Here is a 23897-nt window from a genome sequence, read left to right on the forward strand (position 1 = left end):
AATTATTCCTTTCCTTTAGTTCGCCGTGCAACAAAACTGAACAATGCAGCTTCATTCGATGGAACGAAGCCATTACTGGTCCGCAGCTTCGGAGCTTTCATTCCATGTTTGTATGAAACTCTGACTGACAAAAGCTTACCGGTCGAAGTAGCCGCCAACCACTCCTCGCCATCTCCAAGCTGGTTAAGCGTGTGCGGGCCTGTTCTTTCCCAGCTTCGGTCATCAAAGGTGACAATGTCATCATCAGTGTGTTTTTTAAGGTCATCTATCGTCACAACATTTTTAGTAGATGTGGAAACGGTGCTAGGCGCTCCACAGGGTGAGCTCGCATCAACTTCTTCAACAATAAACACGTCATCGTTAGAGAGGTTGGCTCTGACCCAAACCATACGCCTAGATAAGTTAAATGAATCGACGCGTCGTATTTCTTTTAGGCCTTTCTCAACAGCCAGGAGATGTGCATTGCCTATAGCATTTCGATCACTCGGGCTTCCATCCCATAAGGGGTGTACAACTACGTTGAAGACTCCGCCCTGAATCCATCCATGGACAGTATCTTCGTGTACGACCGAATCAGCAGGAAAGCCGTTGAGAACCCACGTATCAACAAGCTTGCCAGCACGCGAAAACCAGTCACCATCTCTTCCCGTTGGCAAAAGTCGGCCATCAGCGACGTTGTCCAAACCTGGCTTAAAGTTCTCGTCTAACATCGAGGCCAATAGCTCAATGCCCAACTCCCAATCCAAAAGACCATGAACCTGGCGGTTTCGGAAGCCTCGGAGTAGCAGATCTGGACTCCGCCATTCGTTACCGGCTTCGAGGGAAAGCTCAATTTCCTCACGGATCATCTTGCCCATCCGCGGAGTGGTGCCTTTTCCAAACAAGCAGCCCCTCAAAATCGACTCTAACTGGGCTTTTGTACTATCCACCAGGCCCGCCCCATTTGGATGAGCATCGGCTAAATATAGTTCGCCACCACCTTTGCCTTTATCCGTGACTGCGTGGACAGACGCGATTTCAATGTCTAAAGAATCCACGTCTAATTCTAGGGCAATGGCTCGCTGCAAAATGGTTGCAGCCGAGTACCAAGCAGCCCGACGCCTCGCAAGTCGCGCTTCATTTGTTCCTTCAAAATACGTCAGTCCGTTGCCATCTAGCATCCGGATCACAAGTATGTCTGTTGTTTTTGCAGATGTAAGCGCGACCCTCAATTCAGGATTATCCTCGTCAGAGCACCAGATAGATTCCGCCTCAACATACATCTCCTGAAGGCTCTTTTTTTCCCGAAAGCCAAAATATTCACCGCAATTGGTATTGGTTCGGAAAACTGGGGCCTGCCGCTCTAATTTGACATAAGCATTGCAAGCCTTTTCGTAACCCTCCGAACTGAGCATCGGGCTGGAAATATCCGTAGAGCCAGACCGCCCTCTGCTTTCGCCTCCTCCCAAAGCCGGTCGGGATATATTCATGTCCGTCGCGAAAGCACGCGGCGAAACAGCCATGAATGGTCTTGCGCCTAAAATCCCGCAGTTCGGGCACTCAACAGCTTGAGGAGGTTCCAGCAACCAGTTTGGATTCCAAACCCCTTTTTTACCAAGAAATCCATGTAGTTCACCTATCGGAACAGCCTCCGTGTTTAACTGTCGACAGGCTCCACAACGAACATGAATATATGCCGCTCCAAGTGGTGGTCCTGACACTCTCCAGCCATACCCCCCAGGCTTGCTCAAAATTGGAGCTACGATGTATTTCGGAATCAAGCGGCGCTTATCCCAAGTCCGCTCTGCGCCCGGAGCAAAGTCGGCGATCGCCTGATCAGCCGGTCGATTCAGCGTCTTTGCTTCACTCTTCCCATCCTTGGGTAAATGGAAGTACAAATCCCGAACACTTGTCGGCATGCCGAACATAGGCAAAATCCCTGCCTCGGCTAAGCGATGAGCAAGCGTAGTTGCGACAAACCCAGTGTCATCGACTGCCCCACGAATTTTTCGCGGCAACGCGTGCACAAACCCTACAAGGGCGTCAGTTGATACCCCTGAACCAGCGCTTACAAGCTGCACGAGTTCACGAATGCTCCCTTGATTTTCGTCTATCCAGTGCTCGACTGACGAGATAGTCTGTCCAGCCTCGGCTAACGTTCCCATTTCTCCGTGTGTATCCGGTTCGTGACTGGTAGACGTCCAAGAAATACCCGCATCTCGACAAGCTCGTCGCAAAATCTCTTTGGCAATCAGCCGCTCAGCCAATATGCGCTGGTCATCCCCCATCGCAAGGCGCGGTTGTGGTGGGACACCTCCGGTCATTTCTCTGGGATGCTCAAAATGGATACGATCATGGGTTTGACCGCGACAGAATGTGAAGGCTACGGAAAATGCTTGACCTTTTCGCCCGGCACGGCCCACTCGCTGCTGATAGTTAAAGCGCTCCGGAGGCATATTTGCTTGCATTATTGCTTGCAGCGAACCTATATCGACGCCAACTTCCATCGTCGTAGTGACAGACAAAAAGTCGATAGCATCTACGTTTTCTAGCGCCCTGCGCGTCCCTATTTCTTCAACGTTCTCATCGTCGAAGAAAATATCGCGAAAATGCCGTTGGCGCTGAGCCTGATCTTGGGTTTGACCGGTCAATTCCTCAGAATGAATTCGGAAGGTAGACGACGCATCCTTGGCTTCGTAAGCATAATAGTGGTTCTCCTCCTTTTGACCAGCCGAAGCTTTTCCATTTGGCTGCATCTCTAGCTTATTGAGACAACGAGAACAAACATCTGCCGATGCCTGCCAATGAACTTGCCCACAGTTTCCACATTCCCATGGCTGGTCTTCAGGCTTCACAACCCGCACCCATAGTTTTTCTAACTTGACCACAGCCCACGAGTCAGCGCTTGGTGAGTGTCCTACTGATTTAAAGGCATCTACTACGCTCTTCTTTAGTACTTCAAGGTTTATCGTCTTGTCACCGGCCACCTTGGCTAGATAATTGTAAACACGCTTTTTCTTCGGCCCTTCATTCGGTGCGCCAGTAGGCTGGTTGTGTTGCCAACCATTAGAGGGCCGATCCCAGGGCGTGGGATCCAATTGGTTTTCTTCAGCAAGGATACGTAGAACGCTATCACATATTTGACGAAATACTTCAGACGACAAACCGGATGGTGCCTGCAAAGTCGGCACAGGTGGAAACGCAAGATGGCCAATCCCTTGAGCTTCTAGGTCATACAAAAGACGCCCAGTCAAAGCTCGCCAAGCATTTCTGCGAAGGGACGTGCCGATTTTCTCGATATCCTCAGGCCTCGCGTCATCACTTAACTTCGGAATCAGGCGGCCATCAGCTGACTCGAAGATTGAGGTCCAATCTCGATTGTTTGCAATCATCTTCTTATCAATGGATGCGCCTCCAGGATTGACACCCATCTCGATGAAATCCTGCCACAAAGGACTAATTACTTTATTGGCATCAGGCTTAGCAAGAATATCATCAACACGAACATAGCCTTCCCTGTAAGCGCGAACACGCTCTACTTGTTCAAGCTGCTCAGGAAGCGCACCTTCAGCATCATTTTTCACAAAACTCGCCGCTTGAACAAAAAGGTTGAACTTCTGTAATTCCCCAGCCTCTTCACCGAATGCTTGTTTAATCCTTTTTCGCAACTCAGGAATCTTGTCTTGCTGCCCTGACTCTATGAGAATCAGCGCCTCTCTCATTGCGTGATCAAGTCCGCTTACAGCACGCTTTTTTAATTCTCTATTGAGGAACGTTCGCAGTAAGAGCTTCCATTGCTCTTCTTCCACTCCAACTGAAAGGTTAGCTGCAGCTTCTCGACTATCTGAAAAAGCGACGAGCTTTCTAGCTTTGCCATTCGGCAAGGTACCCATGACGTGCTTTGAGAAAAGGTGCGACATTCTTGCCAAACCAGTTACAAAAGAACGGATCGGCGTACGGCGCCCATACCGCTCTGAATAATCGATCAGGCAAGATGGACAACGTTGGGGCATCGCAGAGTATCGATGAAGATCCTTTTCTGCGCATTTCGTTGGATCAATCTGAAACCAATAGCAAGCCAGCTGTCCCTCTTCTACTTTTCGCCCAAGTGAAACCAGGCCGGTGATTGGATTTATACTTGCAGGAACCCAGCGCGCGGGCTTGTACTCTAATGGCTTTCCAGGACGATCATGCGTTGAATTTGTCTCAATTGTACCGTGCTGCCATTTTAGATCGTCCTCAGAGGCAGGCTTATCCTCTGGAGCGCACAGCCAAACGACACCGACATCCCTATAGTTCTGGGCATCAGTTCGAGTTTCGACTGTAGTCTCCGGAAGTCCCTCTATTTGTGTTTCGAGAGACGTTAATTCGAACTCTCTGTCTAGTCCTAATCCGTTCTTAAGTGCAATTTTGTTTCCGCACAGCAGTTGGGTTCCACAGCACTCACAATACAGAACCTCTAGTACTCGCCGCCCCTCGATAGAGAGCTTTCGCTCAGGCAAGAGATCTCCAACCCGCCGATACCCGTCTTCCTCTCGCAAACCAATCGTAGCCCAGAGGCCATCGATGTTCTTTGCCATCCAATGGAATCGGAGGCTGGGTATTGCCAGCTTTTTGGCTTTCGCATAGTCGGAACCAAACGCGCAGAAAAGTCCTCTAGTTGCTGTTACTCGCTCGTCAGGTGACAAACGCGAAAACCAGTAGTTGGAAATCTCATCCAACGGCTTGGCTCGTATCTGGCCATTGGAATCGAACGCGGCCAGAATACACTTGTTAGTTCGTTCTTCATCGAGTTTTAACTGATCAACAACGGCCTCCAGTGCCGATTTCTCGTAGCAACCTTGCGCTTGCGCCTTACCAATCGTGAGGCAGGTTTCCGTCAAGTTTTGATCGAATTCAGGAATTTCCCCGTCCAATGGATATTTAGGTTCACCTGATTCTATATGGAAGCGTGCTTTTGCTTCATTAGGCGTATAACCAAAAAATCCACCGAGGTATTCATAGGTTAGATCATCATTGCCATCCAAAGATGCACTAGAGGCGAGAATGCGAAGTTGCGGACTGTCCGGGGTAAGTCCAAGCCTATCTATTAGGAGGCGTACCAGATAAGCCACTTCCGTACCTGCAGAGCTGCGGTGGAGATGCAGTTCGTCGATGATTAGCTGGAAGACGTTGTTTTCGCGATCCTCGCTGAGCCACTTTCGCGTTGACTCGAAGATATCGGAGTCAGCCCGATCACCGGGAATGTTGGGATCGGGATGCCTCATCAGCATGATCGATAGCATGCTCAGGTTTGTAACCAGTATATCAGGTGGCGCTGCTTGCATTTCCCAACGGTGGAACATCTCTGCAGCGTCTGGCGACATGCGCCTTATAAAGCTAGTTTCTTCAACTGCATCGGACAATTCCTTTTCAGCAGCCTCTATAGTTTTTTTGTTTCCAGTTGCCTCTGCGTCAGCTAGCTCTTTGCGGCACCGTTCGAGTTTATTACGCATCAAGACATGGTCATTAATCGCCGCCTTCAATTCCGAAGCGAGCGTTGACCGTTTGCTGCTATTTGATTTTCCATCGGCCTTGAAAGGATGCCCCGCAACCGGTGTTGATCCGTTATAACGACCGAACCGGATCCTGTTTCCGGAGAGGTGGCGATCCAGAGCTTCTAGAGCCTCGTCAGAGTCAAGCGCGAGACGAAGACGAGATATTTGGTCTTCTACCAACGCATTCATCGGATATAGTACGAGTGCTCGAACAGCAGCTGGACGATCTTCCCCCCGCAATTCTTTTCTGGTTGAATCCCAGCTCGGGGGATTGTTGGTAGTCCACTCTCGCGGGGTCCTCGTGGGTTGGGGCCATTGACTCGAGGAACATGTACCTTCTCGAATGATGTTCGCTAGTGCTGGAAGCAGAAAAGATTCTGTCTTTCCAGACCCCGTCCCAGTTACGACAACGCAATGCTTACCTTTCAGCGACTCCCGAAGCATTGTTTGCTGGTGCTTATAGAGTGGATACTCGCCATTGAACAGGCCCGCTCCAATTATCTCCTTGAAGGCCACTCTGCCAGCTGGGCTAAAGCCGGGAAGATCATCGTCGGAGAGGTTAGCTAGGAAGCTGCCCGACCTATAGGACTGGGTTGGTTCAACATAAGGTCGTTGAAAGAGAACTCCCGGTTGATCTAATAGATTCTTTCTATCTTCCTCGAAGGTCGAGGAGTTAGTCCCAAAAGCTGAGGTAACATATCTTTTTATCCCATCCTGGACAGCTTTGTGCGCGCCTATTGGATCTTTCATCGTCCTTCCTGTCGATTTTATTTGGTATAGCTGTGTGTTTCAGATCACGTCGAGAATGGCTCCGAGCTTGCAAGCAATCACCCTGGCAATATTTTCGGGGACATATCGATATGCGAGCCATTTTCCATTAGCCATATCTGTGTAGAATTTGTTAGCGGAAAATCCAGGCATGCCATCTTCTGTTCGCAGAAGCTGCAGTCTGCTGCCCGCATTTTCAGCAACATCTTTTTGGAGTGTTAGAACATCGGGTGAGTCACCACTGCAAAGGACGAGGGCACGCTCCAGTACAGTTGGCAAACTTATGCGGGCTGGGATCCACATCGTTCTCTTAAAGGATTCGTAGGTAATGGGCAGGGGATGAACGTCGTTCATGCCAGGATAAGAGCTTATGTGCTTGGCAAACGCATCAAGTGCCACCCAGACCCCCCAGCGGGAGTCACTAACAAACGAGTACTTTCCTTTATCTGCAAGAACGTACAAGTTACCTACCCCAATATCAAGATCACGAATCCTCCATAATTCGCACACATCACCAAAAGGGGAGGCAGTAAAACGCCCCGTAGATGCATTTAATCTCATTGCGCCCTCTCGAGCGCTACCAATGGACTCCATGGTATTCCTGAACGTCTCGTCTCTGAATAATTCTAGGGACGCAGACCAGCTGGCAACCGAAATACAGGGTTTCTCTGAAAATTGGAAGTCAATCTGGCTGCAGATCTCCAGAGCAACTGATCTTTCCCTGATTACTAAGCGCCAAGGCTCAAATACGCCCCGATTGTTGTTAAGCTGGTGTGCCGACCAAGCCTCAGTCTCGCGAGCGATCACTTTCCAATGGTCGATACGTAAGGTTCCTGCCACAGCCCAAATCGGCCGGCCAGCAAAGGTTAAAGGAAGTGAATATAAAGTCGGTTTGATCGCATGTATCCGCGCGATGTGGCCCTTGTGCGTGGTGGAAACCCCTAAATAACCTCGTCGCCGAAGCTCCAATAAAAGAAAAACTGGCTCATCCAACTCCCCAGCTGAAAGCAAAAGTCGCTGCAATAAGTCTCTAGCCACCCCATAATCCAAGCTACCAGATTGAGCAAGTGCATCAAGGAACGTCTCATGGACGCCTACCTTTAGATTCTGGCAGTCGATACTGGAGCCCAACTCACCATCTGTAAGAACGTAGTCATTTAGTTCGCTGGACGGTTCTGTCGACTCGTCGCGCGCAGTGCCTAAGACTGCACCCGACAACCCTTCGTAGGAGAGGATCGGTCTTCCAATATTGTCAAGACTGAATGGCTTACCCGTATCCACTACATCGCCACCCAGGTCCGCAACCCTTAACTTTGCCTGTCCCAGAGTTGATCCGTCATCGGAAATTGCTTTAATTTCGTAAGAGGCGCTTCTTGAATGAGGAAGCCTGAGTTTAAACCGCCTCAGAGGCCTCCAATCGATATGGTCAGCCGCGGTTACCGAGAGGGGCGAAGATTGCTCTTCTACTTCAATGCCCCCATAGCAATCAACACGCGCGCACTGCGGCGCATCTAGCTCTATGAAGGGAAGGTCATAAGGCAGGTACATCCGGCTGTAGCCACGTCGAATCGACCTTCCCCCGACAAAACGTATCGCTCGCGGTCGTGGGCGGGCGCCCTTCTCTCCGTCAGGAAGTATGCGCTGTTCTTCGGATAACGAGGCGCAATCAACTAAACGAACAATAAGCCAATCTTCTGGAACACCCAACGCCGAAATCACCTCAAACTCGGGTTTTTCGCGCTCAATGTACCCTTGAAGCGCTTGAACACTCTGGGGCGGTGCCATCAAAAAAGCTGACCCGCTCGCTGGCAGGTCTCCCTCCCTCAGTTCAATGTCACCCGTTAAGTTATCTATTGCCGGCGTTAGAACCCAAAGTAGCCGTCTCATCAGCGTAAGCTTTAGCGGGGTCGGCTCAGAATCTTCGCTAACAAAACATCGGGCATCAAACTGAACCGTTGCATCAGAAGCTCGCTTGGCAACACCCCAGAAATCTGCCTCTTGGTTATGTGCCTGCGCAGTGTTTGCTCCTTCTGTTCCGGCAAATTGTCCGCTCCAGATCAGATCATCTTTTGCCAATTCAAACTTACCGATGTCCTGAATCGCTGGAACTCGCCAGCTAGGAGACAGTTGCAAAGGAAAATCCCGAACCACAAAGAGAGAAATTCCCATGTAGAGCTCGCCTTCATTCGTGCCGTTGGTTGACGACTCCACCCCCGTCGCGCCGCCACCCCTGATAGGTAGCGTTCCGTCCCAATCGGAATAGGCAGTAAAAACTGCAGCACGGATCGGCTGCTCGAATTCATCAATCTCGAGCGCTCTCTGGAATCCGGCAGTAAATGCCGATCCTGTCGCCCGAGCCTCATTCAAGATTCGCGTTAAAGATTCTTCTGACAATTCTTGGCCAGGCCTAACCTGCGCCTGTGCGAATACTCGAGCTAGGTCCTCGACGTCACTGGGCTTAAGAATACTCTGTGATCTTGGAACACCGATTAAGCGATAACCACCTAGTCTTCGCAGCTTGAAGTGGCCGAATCGACCATTATTTGCCTCCGTCCATTTCTCCAAGTCAGCCCAAACTGTTTCAACCTGGTCCATTTCCTGCGAATTAAATTGATGCTGAAGATTTAAGTCTTCTGATAACCGAGCGTAATATGCGCTTGCGTTTTCTGCGTCATTCCTAACCAGAGCAGCGAGATAAGGAAGATATGTTGGCGCACAAAGTCCCCGGTATATTGGATCATAGCTTCCGGGATCCTTATAGCCTCGCGCAGGCGTTTTCCTCTGTTTCATTAGCGCAATAATACTGCGAGTAAAGCTTCTGCTCGGTTTAACCCAGCCAGGCCCTTCACGAACAGCTTCTAAAAAACCAGAATCCCCACCAATGTCTTGGCCTATTTGATCGAGCAAGTCCTTATCCACCCGGAGAAACACCTCCTCTCCTCTCGAAGCCTCTGAGAAGAAGCTTCGCAATAATCGAAGGTTCCACTCACTAAACCTATCATCGAGAGGCTTGCTTTTGGCGCCGACCAATAGATCAAGTAAATGACAGAGCGGACTAGACGTATTAGCGGCGGACTCCATGATTCCGTCCTCGCTGGTGTTCACTACGTATAATTCGCCTTCGTGCGCCAGAATTGCTAATAAGTTCCCGGGGGCGGCATACCTACCGAGATCATTAATCAAGATTCGTGGATCACCCAACGCAGTCTCAGACCGATAGAGGGCAGACTCCGTCTCAACTAGGCCATCTTTCTCGACAAACCAAGTCCTGATCATCGCCATGCCCCCCGCTCCCTTGGCCTGTGAGGCATAATCGTGCAATTCGACCCGGCGCATGTAGCCAACGAACTGGGCATGTGCATCCATGATGGACCTCCCCAACCCGCTCGAAGTTGGGGAAAGATAACCGGCCTCTAAGCCACGCGTCGAAAAGAAGCGCGCGATGTCTTCTATATTTTTATCTGCTCCTTCAAGCATACTACCCCCATCGAGCTATCTTTCGACCGTTACTACTTGCGCAGGATTTTGGCTAAATGCTATCCGCCCTCAGGCCCGAGCGAGCCGGAAAGGCAATCATGATTTGCCAAAATCTCGGAACTTCGCGGTCAGATACACCTGCTTGCCAGCTCTCAACAAAACGGCCAGCATCCAGCAATCTCCGTCAAATAAATTTATATCAGATGCTGAATATCTGGACTTTTCGCCCAAATACCCCGCAATCATCCGAGGGTCCGCTAAGATTTGAATGCTCGCTCTATCCAAGTAATCCTACTCGTTTTGGCACCGTTACAGAGCGCCAGGCATGACGCTGTATCCTAGAAGGTACCCGATCGATGTGTCTGGAGTGCACCCATAGTTTAGAGTAAAGGCGCCGCGACCAGCTGGAGTTCTTACAGCTGGCTCAACGGTCCAATATCCCGCGGATTGTCGAAGCTAACTACGCCGTTGGTGTAGTCCTCTACTAATTCCGTGATCACCTTAACCGCCTGTGGATCAGCCGTGAGGAAGCCCAAAGGGAGTGTAACTGGAAGGCTCTCTGGCCTGGAGACATGGTAAGACACTGCCGCCAAACGATCAGGTAGCACCAGAACCTCAACGTTTCCTTCTAGGAACCCCTCTACGAGACCAAAAACACTGGAATTCTGTTTCGAAAACTGCTGCTTCCAACGGTTGATCGCAAGGCGATCTTTTGCATCCTGAACTGGTACAAAAAGCTTTGGCGTATAAAGCCGAGCGGGCTTCTTCCCCTTAGTCACAGCGCGATCTATTAATGAATCAAGACAGGCACTGGTCCGCACGGTTTGACCCCAGAACCCGTCGGCAGGCGCAAGCCACAGCAAATCTGGAGGAGATTCGTCACTACTTTTCGGTGAATCGACATGCCTATCTAGGTATCGAACGATCAATTCCCAGTTTTCCTTGGAATAGATCGGACCTAAAAGCGGAATCCGGACAGGGTCGTCTAGCGAGCCCTCCTGTTGATCCAGCATCAGCTTGGCGATATCGATTGAGGAATCATTGAGCAGAACTGGAGTATCACGATCCTCCAATATTTCCATCGCTCTCGTGATCTCTTCAAAGTTCGTTGGTTTTTGAGCGGAAGCAAGAGCGTCGGTGACGAGCTCTTGAACTGTGGAGGAGTCCTCCAAAACATCGTAGTCCGCCCTTTCAACCTGCATGCCGTCTAGATCAATGGCGAACCTACTAGTCAGCCTAAGCGGCTCCTGCCCCAGCTTGCGAACAGACTCCATTGTATAAATGCTGGGTCTGCCCGGTTCGTCGTTGACGGACTTATGTTCCCAAAATCCTTGCTCCTGGATCTTGTGGAAATTCTCTTGAAATTTTCGTTTTGCCAAGCGCTCACTGTTAGCGATCGTTTCATTTGGAACTTCCAACCTCAGACCAGGCACCCAGCTTTCATTTGTACGTTTTCTGCCTACACAATTAAAACTTGCCAGTTCGAAGGCAAAAGCGCCGCCGCTTTCCATTAGTGTTGAGACGTGTGGTGTCGCCCCCAATTGAACAAAATAGCCCCGGGCCTGCGCTGTCAGGTCAATCTGGCCATTTTCTAGAAACTGAAGATCCCCTTTGTCGACTAAATCACTGATCGCTTCATCTGCCTCTCTCTTGGCCAACCCAAAGTAGTTTGCAATATCCGCCGGCATCATCGGAGAAACGTGAACCAGTCTCAACACAAACTCTCGCACGAATGGCAGCCCCTTTTTCGTGACATATGAAAACCGGATATTGAATCTATGAACGGGCAGTAAAAAGTCCACTTCGTGATAAGCAACGTTCATTTCCTGACTCATTGCACCTGCCCTCCCTGTTCCTTACCGGTTTGCGCCTTTACGAATCGGTAACCGCCGCTCGGCCCTTTCTCCTCCATGAAACTCGCAACCCTCCCTAACGGAAGGTCTTTGTTTTTTGACTGCCACATCTGCAACGAGCCGACAATTAATAATCGGTCCATTGCCCGAGACAAAGCTACGTTTATTCGATTCGGGGCTTTTAGGAAACCAGGGCTTTGATGCTTGTCTGACCTCGTGAGTGACAGAATAATGATTCTGTTCTCTTTGCCTTGATAGCTATCCACAGTATCGATCTTCACCAGTGCCTTGAAATCATCATCCCATTGAACTTCCTTGAACTTTTGGCGAAGAATTCGCTTCTGCTCTCCATACATGCATATCACACCGATTGCAGGCTCTCCGTCTTTGACTGAGGATTTCAGGTCGAGCAGCAAGTCCAGGTTCTCTGCTACCTCTTTAAGCAGTTTGATAATGAGGTCAGCCTCGCTCCTATTGTAAATACTCACCCCTTTATCGCTCTGATGATTTGCCTTAGCTCCCAAGCTAGATGTATCGAGCCAAGTTACCGGCGCTTGCAGCGCAGTCGGCAAAGGATCATAAATGTCTGGAATAGCGCGATTCCCATTGCCAAGCTTCCCATCGTAAAAAACTTCAGAGACCAGATCCCCTATTTGGGGCCCCATGCGATATTGAGTCAGCAAAGTCGCTCCGACTTGATCGCCGAACTTGGACTCAAAAGCGCGTGCGAAGTCGCTTTGAAGCATTACATCCAAATCGCTCGCTGAAGCTGATATGCCGAGTCGACGGGCTAACGCCTGCTTGTGGGGAATGGTGTAGAGTGGCGGCAACTGTTTATGGTCACCGACGAGCAAAACCCGTTTGCCGGCCTGCATAGCAATTGCTAGTTCACTGGATATTGAGCGAGCTGCCTCATCGATTATCACCCAGTCGTATTGGTTCTCTCGAATCCCAATATGGCGCTGTCCGATTCCAACACATGTGCCAGCCACCAACTGGCGAGACCTCGCTAGAAATTCATCATAGTTGACTTCTTCCGTCTCAAGCACGTTCAACATATCTCGAGAGATCTTCGCCAGCGCTCTCGCCCGCAAAGCTTCATCTGGCCTAACCGCGTAGTCGTGATTCAGCTTATCAATCACACGCTTTTTAGCCACATCAACACCATCTTCGGGCGCCAGAACAATTCCAAACTCTTCGTGCATTGATATACGAATCGTCTCATTCAGTTCCTTCAGAGACTTCTTCAATTCCTTGGCGTCCTCCGCCTCTAACTTCTGGCTAGCTAAAGAGTCCATTAACGACGTGGAGTGATCAATTTGTCGGAAAAGCTTTAGTTCAACATTAACCAATGCCGACAAGTAGCCAGGTTCTAGCCCCAATGCTCTCCCTAGCGAACTGGCACGATGTTTAGCTTCTGCGCGGAAAAGCTCTCTTTTTTCTGAGATGATCGAATTCGAGTAGACATCCTTCAGCCCAGAGGAAACCGCACCTTCCCGGTTGCTAAATCTAACCACATCAAGTGATGTGTCCAACCTCGCACAGTGATTGCGAATCCGCTCTGCAGCCGTGTTCACGGCCTCATGCGACTGACTCACTAGCAGAACTCTTTGGACCTGCTGCTTCTCAATTAGGTAATGGACGAATGCCGCTATGAATTCGGTTTTCCCAGTTCCTGGGGGCCCTTGCAACAGAGAAAGTGGACCATTTTGTATTAACTTCTGAAAAGCTCCGCGCTGCTGTTGGTTGAGGCTTATTAAATTTCCTTGGTCATCTGTCCTGTCGTAACGAGAAAAATCCTCCTCAGTGACATCAACATCGTAGGTTTGAGCAGGAAGCGCGCACGATGGATCGAAATAGGTGACTAGGTTGGTGATTAAACCTTCTCGATCCAACAAGCATTGCAATGCCGCTTTTCTCTTTTCATAGGACGCTCTGTCCTGCTTTGTCCTGAAAAAGATGACATCGCCTTCAGACAAGTTCTTGGCCTTGAAACGTAATTTCGATAGCCGAATTTCGTTCAGCGCTGACTGCTTCAAGAGGACCTCTCCTATAGAGATCTCTTTATCTTTATCTAGGATCAACGCTTCGATAACGTCGGTCTTTCGAAACTGACCAAGAGCATCGACATCAGCTTGGTAAGGGATAATGAGTTGGTCTTTGTTGTCTTTTACCGGTCTCGGGCCATCGTATACCTCGATATAGGGATACGACTCCGTTTCCGTCTCGAGGATTGCCTTCCACAAGTTTTCGGTAGAAATTCTGAGCTCTGGCTCAGTCCGAGTACCAAATTCTTCAATCGCTTCTGGAGCGATCTCATTTGAGTCCATAACTGACTCAACGGCAGCAACTTCCTTTAATTCTTCTTTTTGAAGCGCGAGCTCGATCGCACGGGCGAATGCATCACTGCTTTCAAGCTTCTTTGAAAGCTCCGATAGGTCATACCCAGAGCTAGGGGCGACGCGTATCGGGAAGTCTAACTCCAATTGGCTTTTTTCAGTGTCATCCCTTCGAACAGATGATCTAGCACGAGGGGCAAACCCCACGACAAAAGCGCGATCTTTCACTTTAAATATCAAATCGACGCTGCCACCGATTCCCAGCATTCGCACTCTTGCATCCGAAGGGTCTTTATTACTTGGTTCGATCTGGACATATAAGTGTCCATTGTCAGGGTAAATCGTTATTGGTTCGAAGGAACCCTTAAGCGAAATATTAACCGGCTGGGCAAGCTCACTTTCAGGTGTTTGGATCGCAGACTTAAAGCGAGCAAGATCTTTGAAGCCAAATAGCGTATCTTCTAATTCCTCAGCAACAGCGTCCGTAATATATTTATACTCTTCAGAAGACTTCTCCCACTCAATTCCCAATAGCTCACAAGCCATTCTCATGACCGCATAGTTGTCGCGCTCATATGCGGTGCAGGAGTCGATATTCTCTGGACTATATCGATGGTTGAAAGTCTCTTCAAAATCGGCAGAGTAGTCCGGAATATCGATCAGATACAGCGCATAGTCGCCATCTTCACGTCCTGCAATGACGTTTCCCGGATGGAGGTCGCCATGGGCGATGTTCATCCCGTGAAGATGTTCAACTGCGTCAATTAGCCTTTTGATAAATATGAACTTATCGGGCTCCTCCAGACTAAGTTCATTCCAGTGGAAACCTTCTGCATTATCCATCACCACGTAAAGACTCGCGGACTTGGTGGCAATACCAAATTCTCGAATACAAGGTATGTAATGGGGTGACGCAGCCTGGAGTTTTTCAACGCGCCGCAAGAAGTGAAGAAGCTTGTGGCCTGATGACGCATCATCAGCGGCCGCTACGTTAAGCCAGGCCTTTACAATCAGTCCGTTTGATAGATAAACCTCCCTCTCCTCAGTCTCTACCAAAAAATCATCATCTTCACGAAACTGCCGGGAGTGATTTATCGTCTTTCGGTACGGATCGAGCTCTGCCTGGTCAAAAGAAAGTATTTCCCCGTCTTTTGGTTCAGCGTCTTTTAGTGCATCGAAGAGTTCAGTGGCATCAGCGAAATGGCCGCCTGTGAGTGCACTCAACAGAACAGGCCCGTAGAAGCTCGTACTCGTTACAGCCTCTTCCTTTATCTCCGCGATACTTTTTGGCGAAATACGTTTTGCATTCAAGATATGCCAAGACAATAGTCCAAGCGCGCGAACATCAGCCTCGAAAGGCGTTCCAACGCCTTCCAAGTCGGCACCATCAAGAATCTCGTTTACTGCAAGAAACTGCCGATAGTCGCCAACAGTACCAGCCGGCTTGTGATAAGCCGAGATGAAGTTCGACAGAGCAACTTCCTTGCTCGGAGAAATCCAAATGCTGTGATCACCAAGATCACGGTGTGCAACTTTTATTTGGTGAAGGTCTGCAAACTTTGCGACGAGCAACTTCATCAAATTGGATTTATCAATATCTGAGAAAGACGGGCCATGCTTCGCTATAAATTCATTGAATCTGAGATGATTAGGAGGAAGTTCATAAACCTCTGAGTACTCGGTTGTTACCTCGTCCTTTTGCACGCTCGTTAATGAGCGAAGGCAATGTTTATAAAGGTCATGATCTTGGTGCTTTATGAACTGAAGCACCTCTCGCTCCCGCGACACAATGGCGAATCTGCCATCGGCCGTTTTTGCCTTAGAACCACTGAGGTTCTCAAAATTCCACAGCCGCAATAAAGCCTCATCGCCTTTGGATATTTCAGATACCGCTTGGAATTCTTTATAGACCTTCTGGGGATGTTCGAAAATGAGGTCTGTCGCCCGATAGCCATCAACTCGGATTTGCTTTGGCGCCGTATTGTTGCCGAGAAATAGTTCATCAAAAATGTCGAAATCTTGATTAAGCACCTTGGCATTCGAGTGGACTTTGACGAATTTCTTGTTGAAGTTGCCCTCATCGGCAAGGCTCAAGAATTCCTTGAGGCTTAATGTATGGATTCTCTCTTGGTCAGTAATTTTCAAGAATCCAGCATTACCCGTCATAACCACGAAATGATGAACGAAGGGCGTCCAGCCAGAATTGCTGAATCTATGTTTGAAGCGCTCAAGCTTGTTCTTTAACAAATGCACTTTCTTTTGAGTGACGCTAACTGGTGACCGCCCCATATCGACGTCATTCTTATACCAACGATCCCCTCTCGACTTGACCTCTCCGTGATTCCAATCTTTGAGCTCGACGATCAGGACATTACAGTGAGTGACGATAACTAGGTCAAACTCACCTTCGTTACCCTTCGCATCTACAAACCGAAAGCCAGCGTAACCTTTCCAGGGAAACATACCTTTGAGCCCTAGGCCACGCATTTGATCTTGCAGCGAACTACCAGATTTGGGCCTTGACTTGCCAGAAATCGGATCTGGACTGAAGGCCTCCTGAATAATTTCAATCGCTTTGATCTCTTGCGACTGCAAGCCGCCTTCCCATAGCTTAACTTCCATAAATCCCCTTTTTACCCCAACAATTTTCTCGGCTCAGTCTGCGCTGAAACCCAAAACGCCACCAGTCAAAAGCGTTGGCATCGAACTTTTGCTTTTTAGATCAACTGCTTTTGCAATCCAAGGTTATCGCACTATGCGCTGCTAGATTGTAGTTTTTTTTAAACCCGCTAGTGCAATACGTGGTAGATAGGCAGCTACTGTATCGGAGGGATGTCGAACCTGCCAAAAAATAAACGCAAACTTCTGATCTAGACGAGTGGCCGTGTTCGGCCACTCGTATTATCACTGCTGGGCAGTTGAGCCAGTGGTCCTCAGCTCTTCTCTCAATTTCGATACCGTTGGATAATTATTCGGCAAACTCTCTGGCTCTGACGAATAAAACTCCTCAACCACCTGCGCCATCTCATCCTCATCGTATTCAAACAGCCCATTGCCAAGGCCCTTCGCAGCCGCCGCATCTAGTGCGGCCTGATCAACGCCCTCCTCTTTTACCTGCTTGGCCCTTTCCCTTGCCTCAGCCACCGCTTCCTGCAGTGACATCCCTTCCTTGAGCACCAAATCCACATAGTAGATCGGCGTGCGATGACTCTGCGTCGTGCTTTTGCCCCGCAGCTTCAATTCCAACGGCATGTACGCCAATAGACCACCAGAGGCTGCCTGGTAGTAGCTCAGTCTGGCAGCAAGCGTCCGAATGCTGTTGTAACCGGTCGTGCGAAAGATGAAGGTGCCGAGATCATCGTCGTCACCGACCTTGACGTTTAGGCGGCCGTAGGGCTTGCACAAGCCTCCTTTACCGAACTCGCACAACGTTGGTCCCGGGCATGGCAAAGACTGCACTCCTGATTGCGTCAGGCGCTTACAGGCGTCGCCATTACCTACACACATTGGGCGCCCGCTTTTACGGTCAAACATGGTGTACTCAGCCCTCAGGTTGAGGTCCGCGTCATTGAAGAGCATGCGTACCGGGATAGTTCGAAGCTTGCCGTTTTGCGCATCCTTTCTCAGCTCCTCATCTATGGGATGAAGTACCCAACCATCCTTTTCCTGGACCTGAGAGGTGATGGTGAATTGATCGTCTTTCTTGGGTAGCCGGATGCCATTCTTTTCGACAACCCGGCCAATGCTGATGCGCCCCAACACGGGAGGCGTGATGGCTAAACCTTTAATCATGATGACTCTCCTGAAAAAGGACCACGGGGCACTCGTCACGCCCGCGTGGCCAATGGGGGTTTTATGCTTGGATGAGGAATCGACGGCTTCCTGGCTTCGTCAGTGGGTATTGCTCCAGCAGTTCTGGCTGATCCTTCAACAACTGTTTCACGTTAAGCCCAACGGAATCCTTGCTCCGCTTCCAGCTGACGCTGCCGCTTGGGAAGGTTGCCTTTGACGCTTCGCCCATCTGGCTTTCGATTCGCTGTTTCAGGTGGGACTCGGTGGATTTGAGGCTTTCCATTTCCGACCGGATGGCTAATAGCTCGTCGAATGCATCGGACAGTTCCTTGCTTTGGCTGAAGTCCAGGGTCTCCCCTCGGTCCACCGGGTACAGGTGGCGCAGGGCACGTTCGGCAGAATTGGTTCCGTCAACGGGTGGTGGCGTATCCGTTTCCACAAAGTCCCAGAACTGGCGTTCCAGCACATAAAGCGCTTCGATGAGCTCCTCGTTCCGTTCAATGCGGTAAATCTTCAGCTCCTGGCCGCACAGCAGCACACATACATCGGCCGACTGTTTGCCGGTAACGGCCAACTGGTGCTGCACCTGGCACTGGATGTAGTCCGGCACACCCTCTTTCCAGAGACGTGACCCAAACTCCCCTGCCGTTTTGCACTCAAGAATCTGCACGTCGTCATCGGCCACCACGGAATAATCCAAGTTGGCCAACATCCAGTGCTTGTCCGGATCTGGATGCTGCAATACCGCATTCACCCGGCGCACCTTTCGGCCGGTCTGTTGGCTATATTGCTCAGCCACAATCGGCTCCAGGATATGGCCCCAATAGACTGGTGAAGTGGGATCGTCTGAATCCGGTTTAGGCAAGCCAGCATCTCTGCCAGTCTTGACCATCCATAACTCAAGCTGAGATTGATAAGGGTTCATGCCAACGGCTGCTGCGGCATCACTACTACCAATGCCCTGCTTGCGTACCTTCAGCCATTCATCCCGGCTGAGGCCCTTTGTCGAGACCAAGCGCAAGGCTGGCCGCTGTTTCTGAATCGTGTTTGCACTCATTCCCATGGTGTTTTCCTCCAGACATAAAAAAAGCCCACCGGAGTTTCTGGCTCCAGCGGGCTTCGACGGGATTGGCCTACTAATCCTTTTTTTGTTAGAGCACGAGGGCCATTGCTTGATCCAATGCTCGACTCTTGATTGCAGCACCAGTTCCGAACCATGCAGAATCCAGTCGGTTGTCCACAGTCCTTGCTCGGCGCTGATGATCGATAAACTCTGTAACCGCGTTCAACATCCCGTAGGCGGTCCCCTCCGACGATGCGAGCGTCGCCCCCATGCCCTTACCTTCGTATAGGGAAAGGGCCTTGGCCATGGATTGCTCGCTTGTTCTGCCGAGGCCTGTTCCAGAATCGTCCGTGAACACCTTGTGAAAGTAACTTCTGACCTCACTAGTCTTCATTTTCCTCTCACTTAACGTTTTTAGGCGGTACATGAAATCGTCCCAGGCAGTCACGGAAATGCCAAGACGCCTTTTCACCAAATCGGCGTTGAACTCTGAGCTGTGTTTCACTTTGATAGCATTACCAGTAAATCCTTTCACCGCGACAGCAAGTGTGTTGTTGCACACGACACGAATACTGGTGAATTGGGCAGTCGTAGCCATAGTGCCATCACAGGCGGTTGCCAGCAGGACATAGGCATTGGTTTGGTCATTGCCCTTCAACATACCGGACTGACCGGTGCGGGCCAGCGCCCACATTTTTCGGCCACCTTTGAGGACACCCGCTGTTTCCAGTTCAAAACCCGATACTTCGGTCAGATCCCTGTAGAACTCCAGAATCTCTTCGGGCTGGACCACTTTAAATCGATTACCGACAACTGACAGCGGCGCCTTGGTATCCGAGCGGTAGAGTACCTTGGAGTCCGGATAAGAAAGTATCTCGCCCAATGCACCACTGTTATTGGTGACATAGCGCACCGGACTTTCCTGAATCTGCCAGTCGAGGCCAGCTTGTTTCGCCCAGACATCCAGTGGTTGATTGGAAGTCAGTTCGTTCCCCAGGCCATGCCACGGGGTTTGGCCAACGTAGGCCATTTGCTCGACGAGATGAGCCATGATTACTCTCCTTAGAAGCGTGTGAGGGGGAATTAATGAGGTGCTCTTTGAGCAGCTTCGGCCGCGAATGAGTATCCGCACTTAAGGCACAGAAGGTTATCCAGGACTCGATCGTCCAGAACATCGCCCAGAATCACACCAGCGGATGCACCGGTTGCACCACCAACAATGGCGCCGAGAATGGCACCACCAATTCCGCCAACGGCTGCTGTGGCTGGGCCACCTGCAATGCCGGCAACAAAGCCTACTTTTGCACCAGCAATCGATGCGGTGTAGCCACCATAGGTGCCAGCCGTGGCACCAATGAGGCCGGCGGCCTTCTTGCCATAGTTTTTCTTGCCAACCCGGGGGGACAGGCAACGAGGACAGGGTTCAATCATTGGGGGTTCCTCTGTGGGTAGGAGGGAGGGCAGATTCGTTGCCCGACTTCACAGAGGTGATATATGTTTGAGATTATTTCGAATCGTCAGTGTGACCGGCACATACATCCGCTACGACGAGTTACTCCTGTCGCACGGCTAGACACTAGGCATAATCGTAGTCAGATTCCCCAAGGACCCTCACACAAACAGAGATAGAAAACTACATGCTAGGGTGCTAAACGGTGCAAATGCGCCTCAAATTGGGACTCACGCCCACAAACCCATTCCAGATTGGGGGTATACCTGGGGGTACAAAATAAAATATTAAATTTAATTGACTCATAAAACAATGAGATAACGATTAATTCGAGTCCTGCCGGGGGTACCACCTTCCCTGCGCTAAAATCAAATCCCAACCACCCTCTTCCGGTCCACAATCTGCCCGTCCCGCACAATAAACTCGTAATGCGCGGTTTGAACAATCGATTGCACCCGCCTGGGCGTAAACAGCCCCCAACAGGTGGCTCCCGGGTTTCTTACTGACCAGTACTGGATCCCTTCGGAACCGGCTGAACGAAGCCGGGCACCGAGTGCGCGGGCGGCGGAATAATCCTCAGAGTGATAAATGTCGCTGGATTCCGGCAACACCGTTGCGTCGTGAATATCTTCGCCAGCAAAGGTGCAGGCCAGCCCCCGGAACATCAACCGATCGAACTTCAGACCTTCAATGTTGGCCAGGTACCGGCCCTGATGGTACTGCACTTCCGAAAGCGCGGTCTCAATGGTGTCGGCGATGTACAGCATACCGAAATCACCAGTGCTGAACCGGCTTCCCTCCGGTGCAACGTGGGTAAAGGGGGCTGCGGCATAGTGGCAACCGGGAATACCCCAGGGGATTTCGTTCAGGTCGATGTAATTCAGGCTGCCGACTTCCTGCCGGAGCCTGGGGTTGGTCAGTGCCTGCAGGTCGAACAAGTCCTGAAACTCGTCCGCATCCGCTACATCGTTAAAAATGTCGATGGGTGGCAGCCGGGTGTTGATCAGGCGAAAGCCCTTGGTTTTTGGCAGGGTGATGGCGGGTAACTGCGGCACCATTACCAAAGGCCGCCCCGCAGCGAATCAATGCGCCGGAAGGTTTCGTACAAGGCCGCGAAATCACCGCTTTCGATCACCTCCAGCGGAGCCCGGCCATGGAAATACGGATTGTGATTACGCTTGCGCATGAAGCCATACACGTTATCCGGGTTCTCGAACACAATGCGCAGGGCTTGGTGCATATTCAGCAGGTAACTGATCCGGGTAAGCTGGTCCCGGTCCAGGCGGGCGCTATCCGGATCATTCCGGTATTTATAGAAGGTGGCTTTGGGCAGGCGGAGAATGGCCTGCATCTGGTCGGCACTGCATCCCCATTTCTCGAGAATATTGAACGCCGCCTTAAGGCCGCTGACTCCCATCTTGCGGGCTTCAGCGGGCGATTTCTTCTCTGCCAGTGCACCCATGGCGAACCTCCTGCAGCTAATTTGGCTTCACGCCTGACATTCCAATTCTAGACTTATCTCCACAATAAGTCTAAAACGGGAATCGCGTGAGAATTCAGCCTGCAGGCAAGTTGGCAGCAGCCTAGCGATCAATCCAGGCCTGACCGACTACTCTTCGTAGATCATCTTCCGGGTCATGCCGCCATCCACCACGAAGTTCTGGCCGGTGATGAATGAGGCCTCTGGTGAGATCAGGTAAGCCACCAGTGAGGCGATATCTTCCGGCGTACCCACGCGGCCTGCGGGATGTTGCTGGTGATCTGACGCTGACAGTGGCTCCGGCTTTTCAGTCGTTCCCTGCCAGCCACGGGTATCAATCCAGCCGGGGCTGATGCAGTTCGCGCGAATGTCCGGGCCAAGGCTTACCGCCAGTGCGTGGGTCAGCGCAACCAGCCCACCCTTGGTGGCGGCGTAGGCCTCGGACTCCGGCTCCGACTGAAGCGCCCGGGTAGATGCCATATTAACGACGGCACCTTGAGCTTCCCGAAGATACGGAACGGCGTGTTTAGTCACCAGAAACGGCCCGGTCAGGTTTACATCCAGGCGGCGCTGCCACTGTTCAAGGCTTAGCTCTTCTACCGGCCCGGTGTGGGGGTCAGCAATGCCGGCATTATTGATAACGGCGGTCAGGCCACCTGCCCAGTTCACGGTTTGCGATATTATTCGCTCGACATCCGGCTCGCTGGCCACATTGCCCTGGACAAAAAGAATGTCGTGTTCTGAACTGGCCACCAGTTGCTCGCCAGCAGTTTGGTCAGTGTCACAGAAGACCACCTTCCAGCCGGCCGAAGCCAGGTGCATCACAATGCCCCGGCCAATACCTTTTGCCCCGCCAGTTACCAGGGCCACGTTTTGTGTTGATTCCAACTTTAGCTCCAACAGTTTCTGACCTTCACTCCACGGCCGGCGTTGGCCGCACCAGGATCTCGTTTACGTCTACATGTGCAGGCTGGGCGACCGCATACATCACCGCATTGGCGATATCTTCGGGCTTCAGCGCGTGGGCTGGGCGTTCGTCAAAGAACGGCGTATCCACCATACCCGGTTCAATCAGGGTTACGCGGATGCCGGAACCACGAAGCTCCTCACGCACACCATAACCAATGGCGGAGACCGCCCACTTGGTGGCGCTGTACATGGAGCCCGGAATGGTGACGCGACCTGCCGCCGAGCTCTTGCTGCAACCCCTTCAGTTTGCCCTCGGAGCGCGCCGCCAGTACCAGGCGATACCCCTGCCGGGCAGCAGCTCGTGCGGTTTCGGCACCAATGCCCGATGAAGCTCCGGTTATCAGCATGACCGGTTGATCTGTCATAAGTGCGCTCTCCTGTACTCTGGGCTTTAAAAATACGGCTATTTGATAATAACTGCAGTCTAACAGCTATTCTTCAAGGGGGTTTTGGCTGAAAACAACGGTGCCATCAGGTTAGAATGCGGCCTGATCCCGCCACCCGGAACCCCTCATGGCCCGCTTTGATGAAATTGGCACCGCAACCATTCCCGGCAACGGAACCCGTTTGCGTTTGCTGCAACGCAATGACGAATTCTCCATCAAGATTGCCGGTGCGCCCGGTGAGCTGATGAACAGCCGGCTGCACGGCTCGGAAGACGCCCTGGCCACCCTTGCCTGCGAACGTATCGCACACCTGCCCGAGCCCCGGGTGCTGATTGGTGGGCTGGGCATGGGCTTCACCCTGGCGGCGGCTCTGTCTTCACTGGGCGACAGCGCCCAGGTGACGGTGGCCGAACTGGTTCCGGAGGTTGAAGCATGGAATCGCGGGCCCTTGGGCGCCGCCGCGGGCTACCCGCTGAAAGATGCTCGAGCCAGGGTACACCTTGGCGATGTGGCAGAACTACTTAGGGAGGGTAATGGCAACTGGGACGCCATTCTTCTGGATGTGGACAACGGCCCGGAAGGCCTGACCCGCAAGGAAAATAACTGGATTTACTCGCCGGAAGGCATTGCCGCCGCCCAGAAATCCCTGAGCCCGGACGGCATCCTGGCCTATTGGTCCGCAGGCCCTGAGCAGGCCTTTACAGAAAGGCTGCGCCGGGCCGGTTTCTCGGTAGAAGCGGTAGTGGTACGAGCCCTGCGCCCGGGCAAAGGCGCAAGGCACACCATCTGGCTGGCCTGGTAGGC

General features: G+C 51.3%; 12 protein-coding genes and 1 pseudogene. 1 reads left to right on the top strand and 12 read right to left on the bottom strand.

What is annotated here, in order from left to right; translation table 11 throughout:
* Positions 1-2: 2 nt before the first annotated feature.
* From H3Z84_RS12155 to H3Z84_RS12210, 12 genes and pseudogenes are all read right to left on the bottom strand, one after another.
* Positions 3-6266 (bottom strand): DEAD/DEAH box helicase, encoded by a 6264-nt coding sequence (locus H3Z84_RS12155; protein ID WP_199457631.1) that lies wholly within the window; start codon positions 6264-6266, stop codon positions 3-5.
* 39 nt (positions 6267-6305) lie between these two features.
* Positions 6306-9761, bottom strand: coding sequence for a hypothetical protein (locus tag H3Z84_RS12160; protein ID WP_199457632.1), 3456 nt, complete (start codon positions 9759-9761; stop codon positions 6306-6308).
* A 413-nt stretch (positions 9762-10174) separates the two neighbouring features.
* Positions 10175-11596 carry a hypothetical protein gene (locus tag H3Z84_RS12165; RefSeq protein WP_199457633.1) on the bottom strand — a complete coding sequence of 474 codons (1422 nt, stop codon included), beginning with the start codon at positions 11594-11596 and terminating at the stop codon, positions 10175-10177.
* The gene (locus H3Z84_RS12170) at positions 11593-16575 is read right to left on the bottom strand and encodes an AAA domain-containing protein (protein ID WP_199457634.1); all 4983 of its coding nucleotides are present in this window, start codon (positions 16573-16575) and stop codon (positions 11593-11595) included. The genes H3Z84_RS12165 and H3Z84_RS12170 overlap by 4 nt, the downstream gene beginning before the upstream one ends.
* A 282-nt stretch (positions 16576-16857) precedes the next feature.
* Positions 16858-17745: a hydrolase or metal-binding protein gene (locus tag H3Z84_RS12175; protein WP_199457635.1), complete on the bottom strand. Its 888-nt coding sequence runs from the start codon at positions 17743-17745 to the stop codon at positions 16858-16860.
* Between the two features lie 61 nt (positions 17746-17806).
* Positions 17807-18808 (bottom strand): YqaJ viral recombinase family protein, encoded by a 1002-nt coding sequence (locus tag H3Z84_RS12180; RefSeq protein ID WP_199457636.1) that lies wholly within the window; start codon positions 18806-18808, stop codon positions 17807-17809.
* An 88-nt stretch (positions 18809-18896) separates the two neighbouring features.
* Complete coding sequence (locus H3Z84_RS12185; protein ID WP_199457637.1) at positions 18897-19859, bottom strand: DUF932 domain-containing protein; 963 nt, start codon at positions 19857-19859, stop codon at positions 18897-18899.
* 32 nt (positions 19860-19891) lie between these two features.
* The gene (locus H3Z84_RS12190) at positions 19892-20239 is read right to left on the bottom strand and encodes a hypothetical protein (protein WP_199457638.1); all 348 of its coding nucleotides are present in this window, start codon (positions 20237-20239) and stop codon (positions 19892-19894) included.
* 387 nt (positions 20240-20626) lie between these two features.
* On the bottom strand, positions 20627-21316 hold the full coding sequence (locus H3Z84_RS12195; protein ID WP_199457639.1) for an RES family NAD+ phosphorylase: 690 nt from the start codon (positions 21314-21316) through the stop codon (positions 20627-20629).
* Entirely contained in the window at positions 21316-21720 is a 405-nt protein-coding gene (locus H3Z84_RS12200) for an antitoxin Xre-like helix-turn-helix domain-containing protein (RefSeq protein ID WP_058341224.1), read from the bottom strand. The genes H3Z84_RS12195 and H3Z84_RS12200 overlap by 1 nt, the downstream gene beginning before the upstream one ends.
* Positions 21721-21867: 147 nt before the next feature.
* Positions 21868-22626 (bottom strand): SDR family oxidoreductase, encoded by a 759-nt coding sequence (locus H3Z84_RS12205; RefSeq protein WP_199457640.1) that lies wholly within the window; start codon positions 22624-22626, stop codon positions 21868-21870.
* Between the two features lie 25 nt (positions 22627-22651).
* Positions 22652-23072, bottom strand: a pseudogene (locus tag H3Z84_RS12210) (SDR family oxidoreductase).
* 148 nt (positions 23073-23220) lie between these two features.
* On the opposite strand from H3Z84_RS12210, the gene H3Z84_RS12215 reads away from it, so the two are divergent.
* The gene (locus H3Z84_RS12215) at positions 23221-23895 is read left to right on the top strand and encodes a spermidine synthase (protein ID WP_199457641.1); all 675 of its coding nucleotides are present in this window, start codon (positions 23221-23223) and stop codon (positions 23893-23895) included.
* Positions 23896-23897: the final 2 nt, after the last annotated feature.

The organism is Marinobacter sp. bablab_jr003 (assembly GCF_016464245.1).
In the GTDB taxonomy this organism is placed as follows: domain Bacteria; phylum Pseudomonadota; class Gammaproteobacteria; order Pseudomonadales; family Oleiphilaceae; genus Marinobacter; species Marinobacter vinifirmus.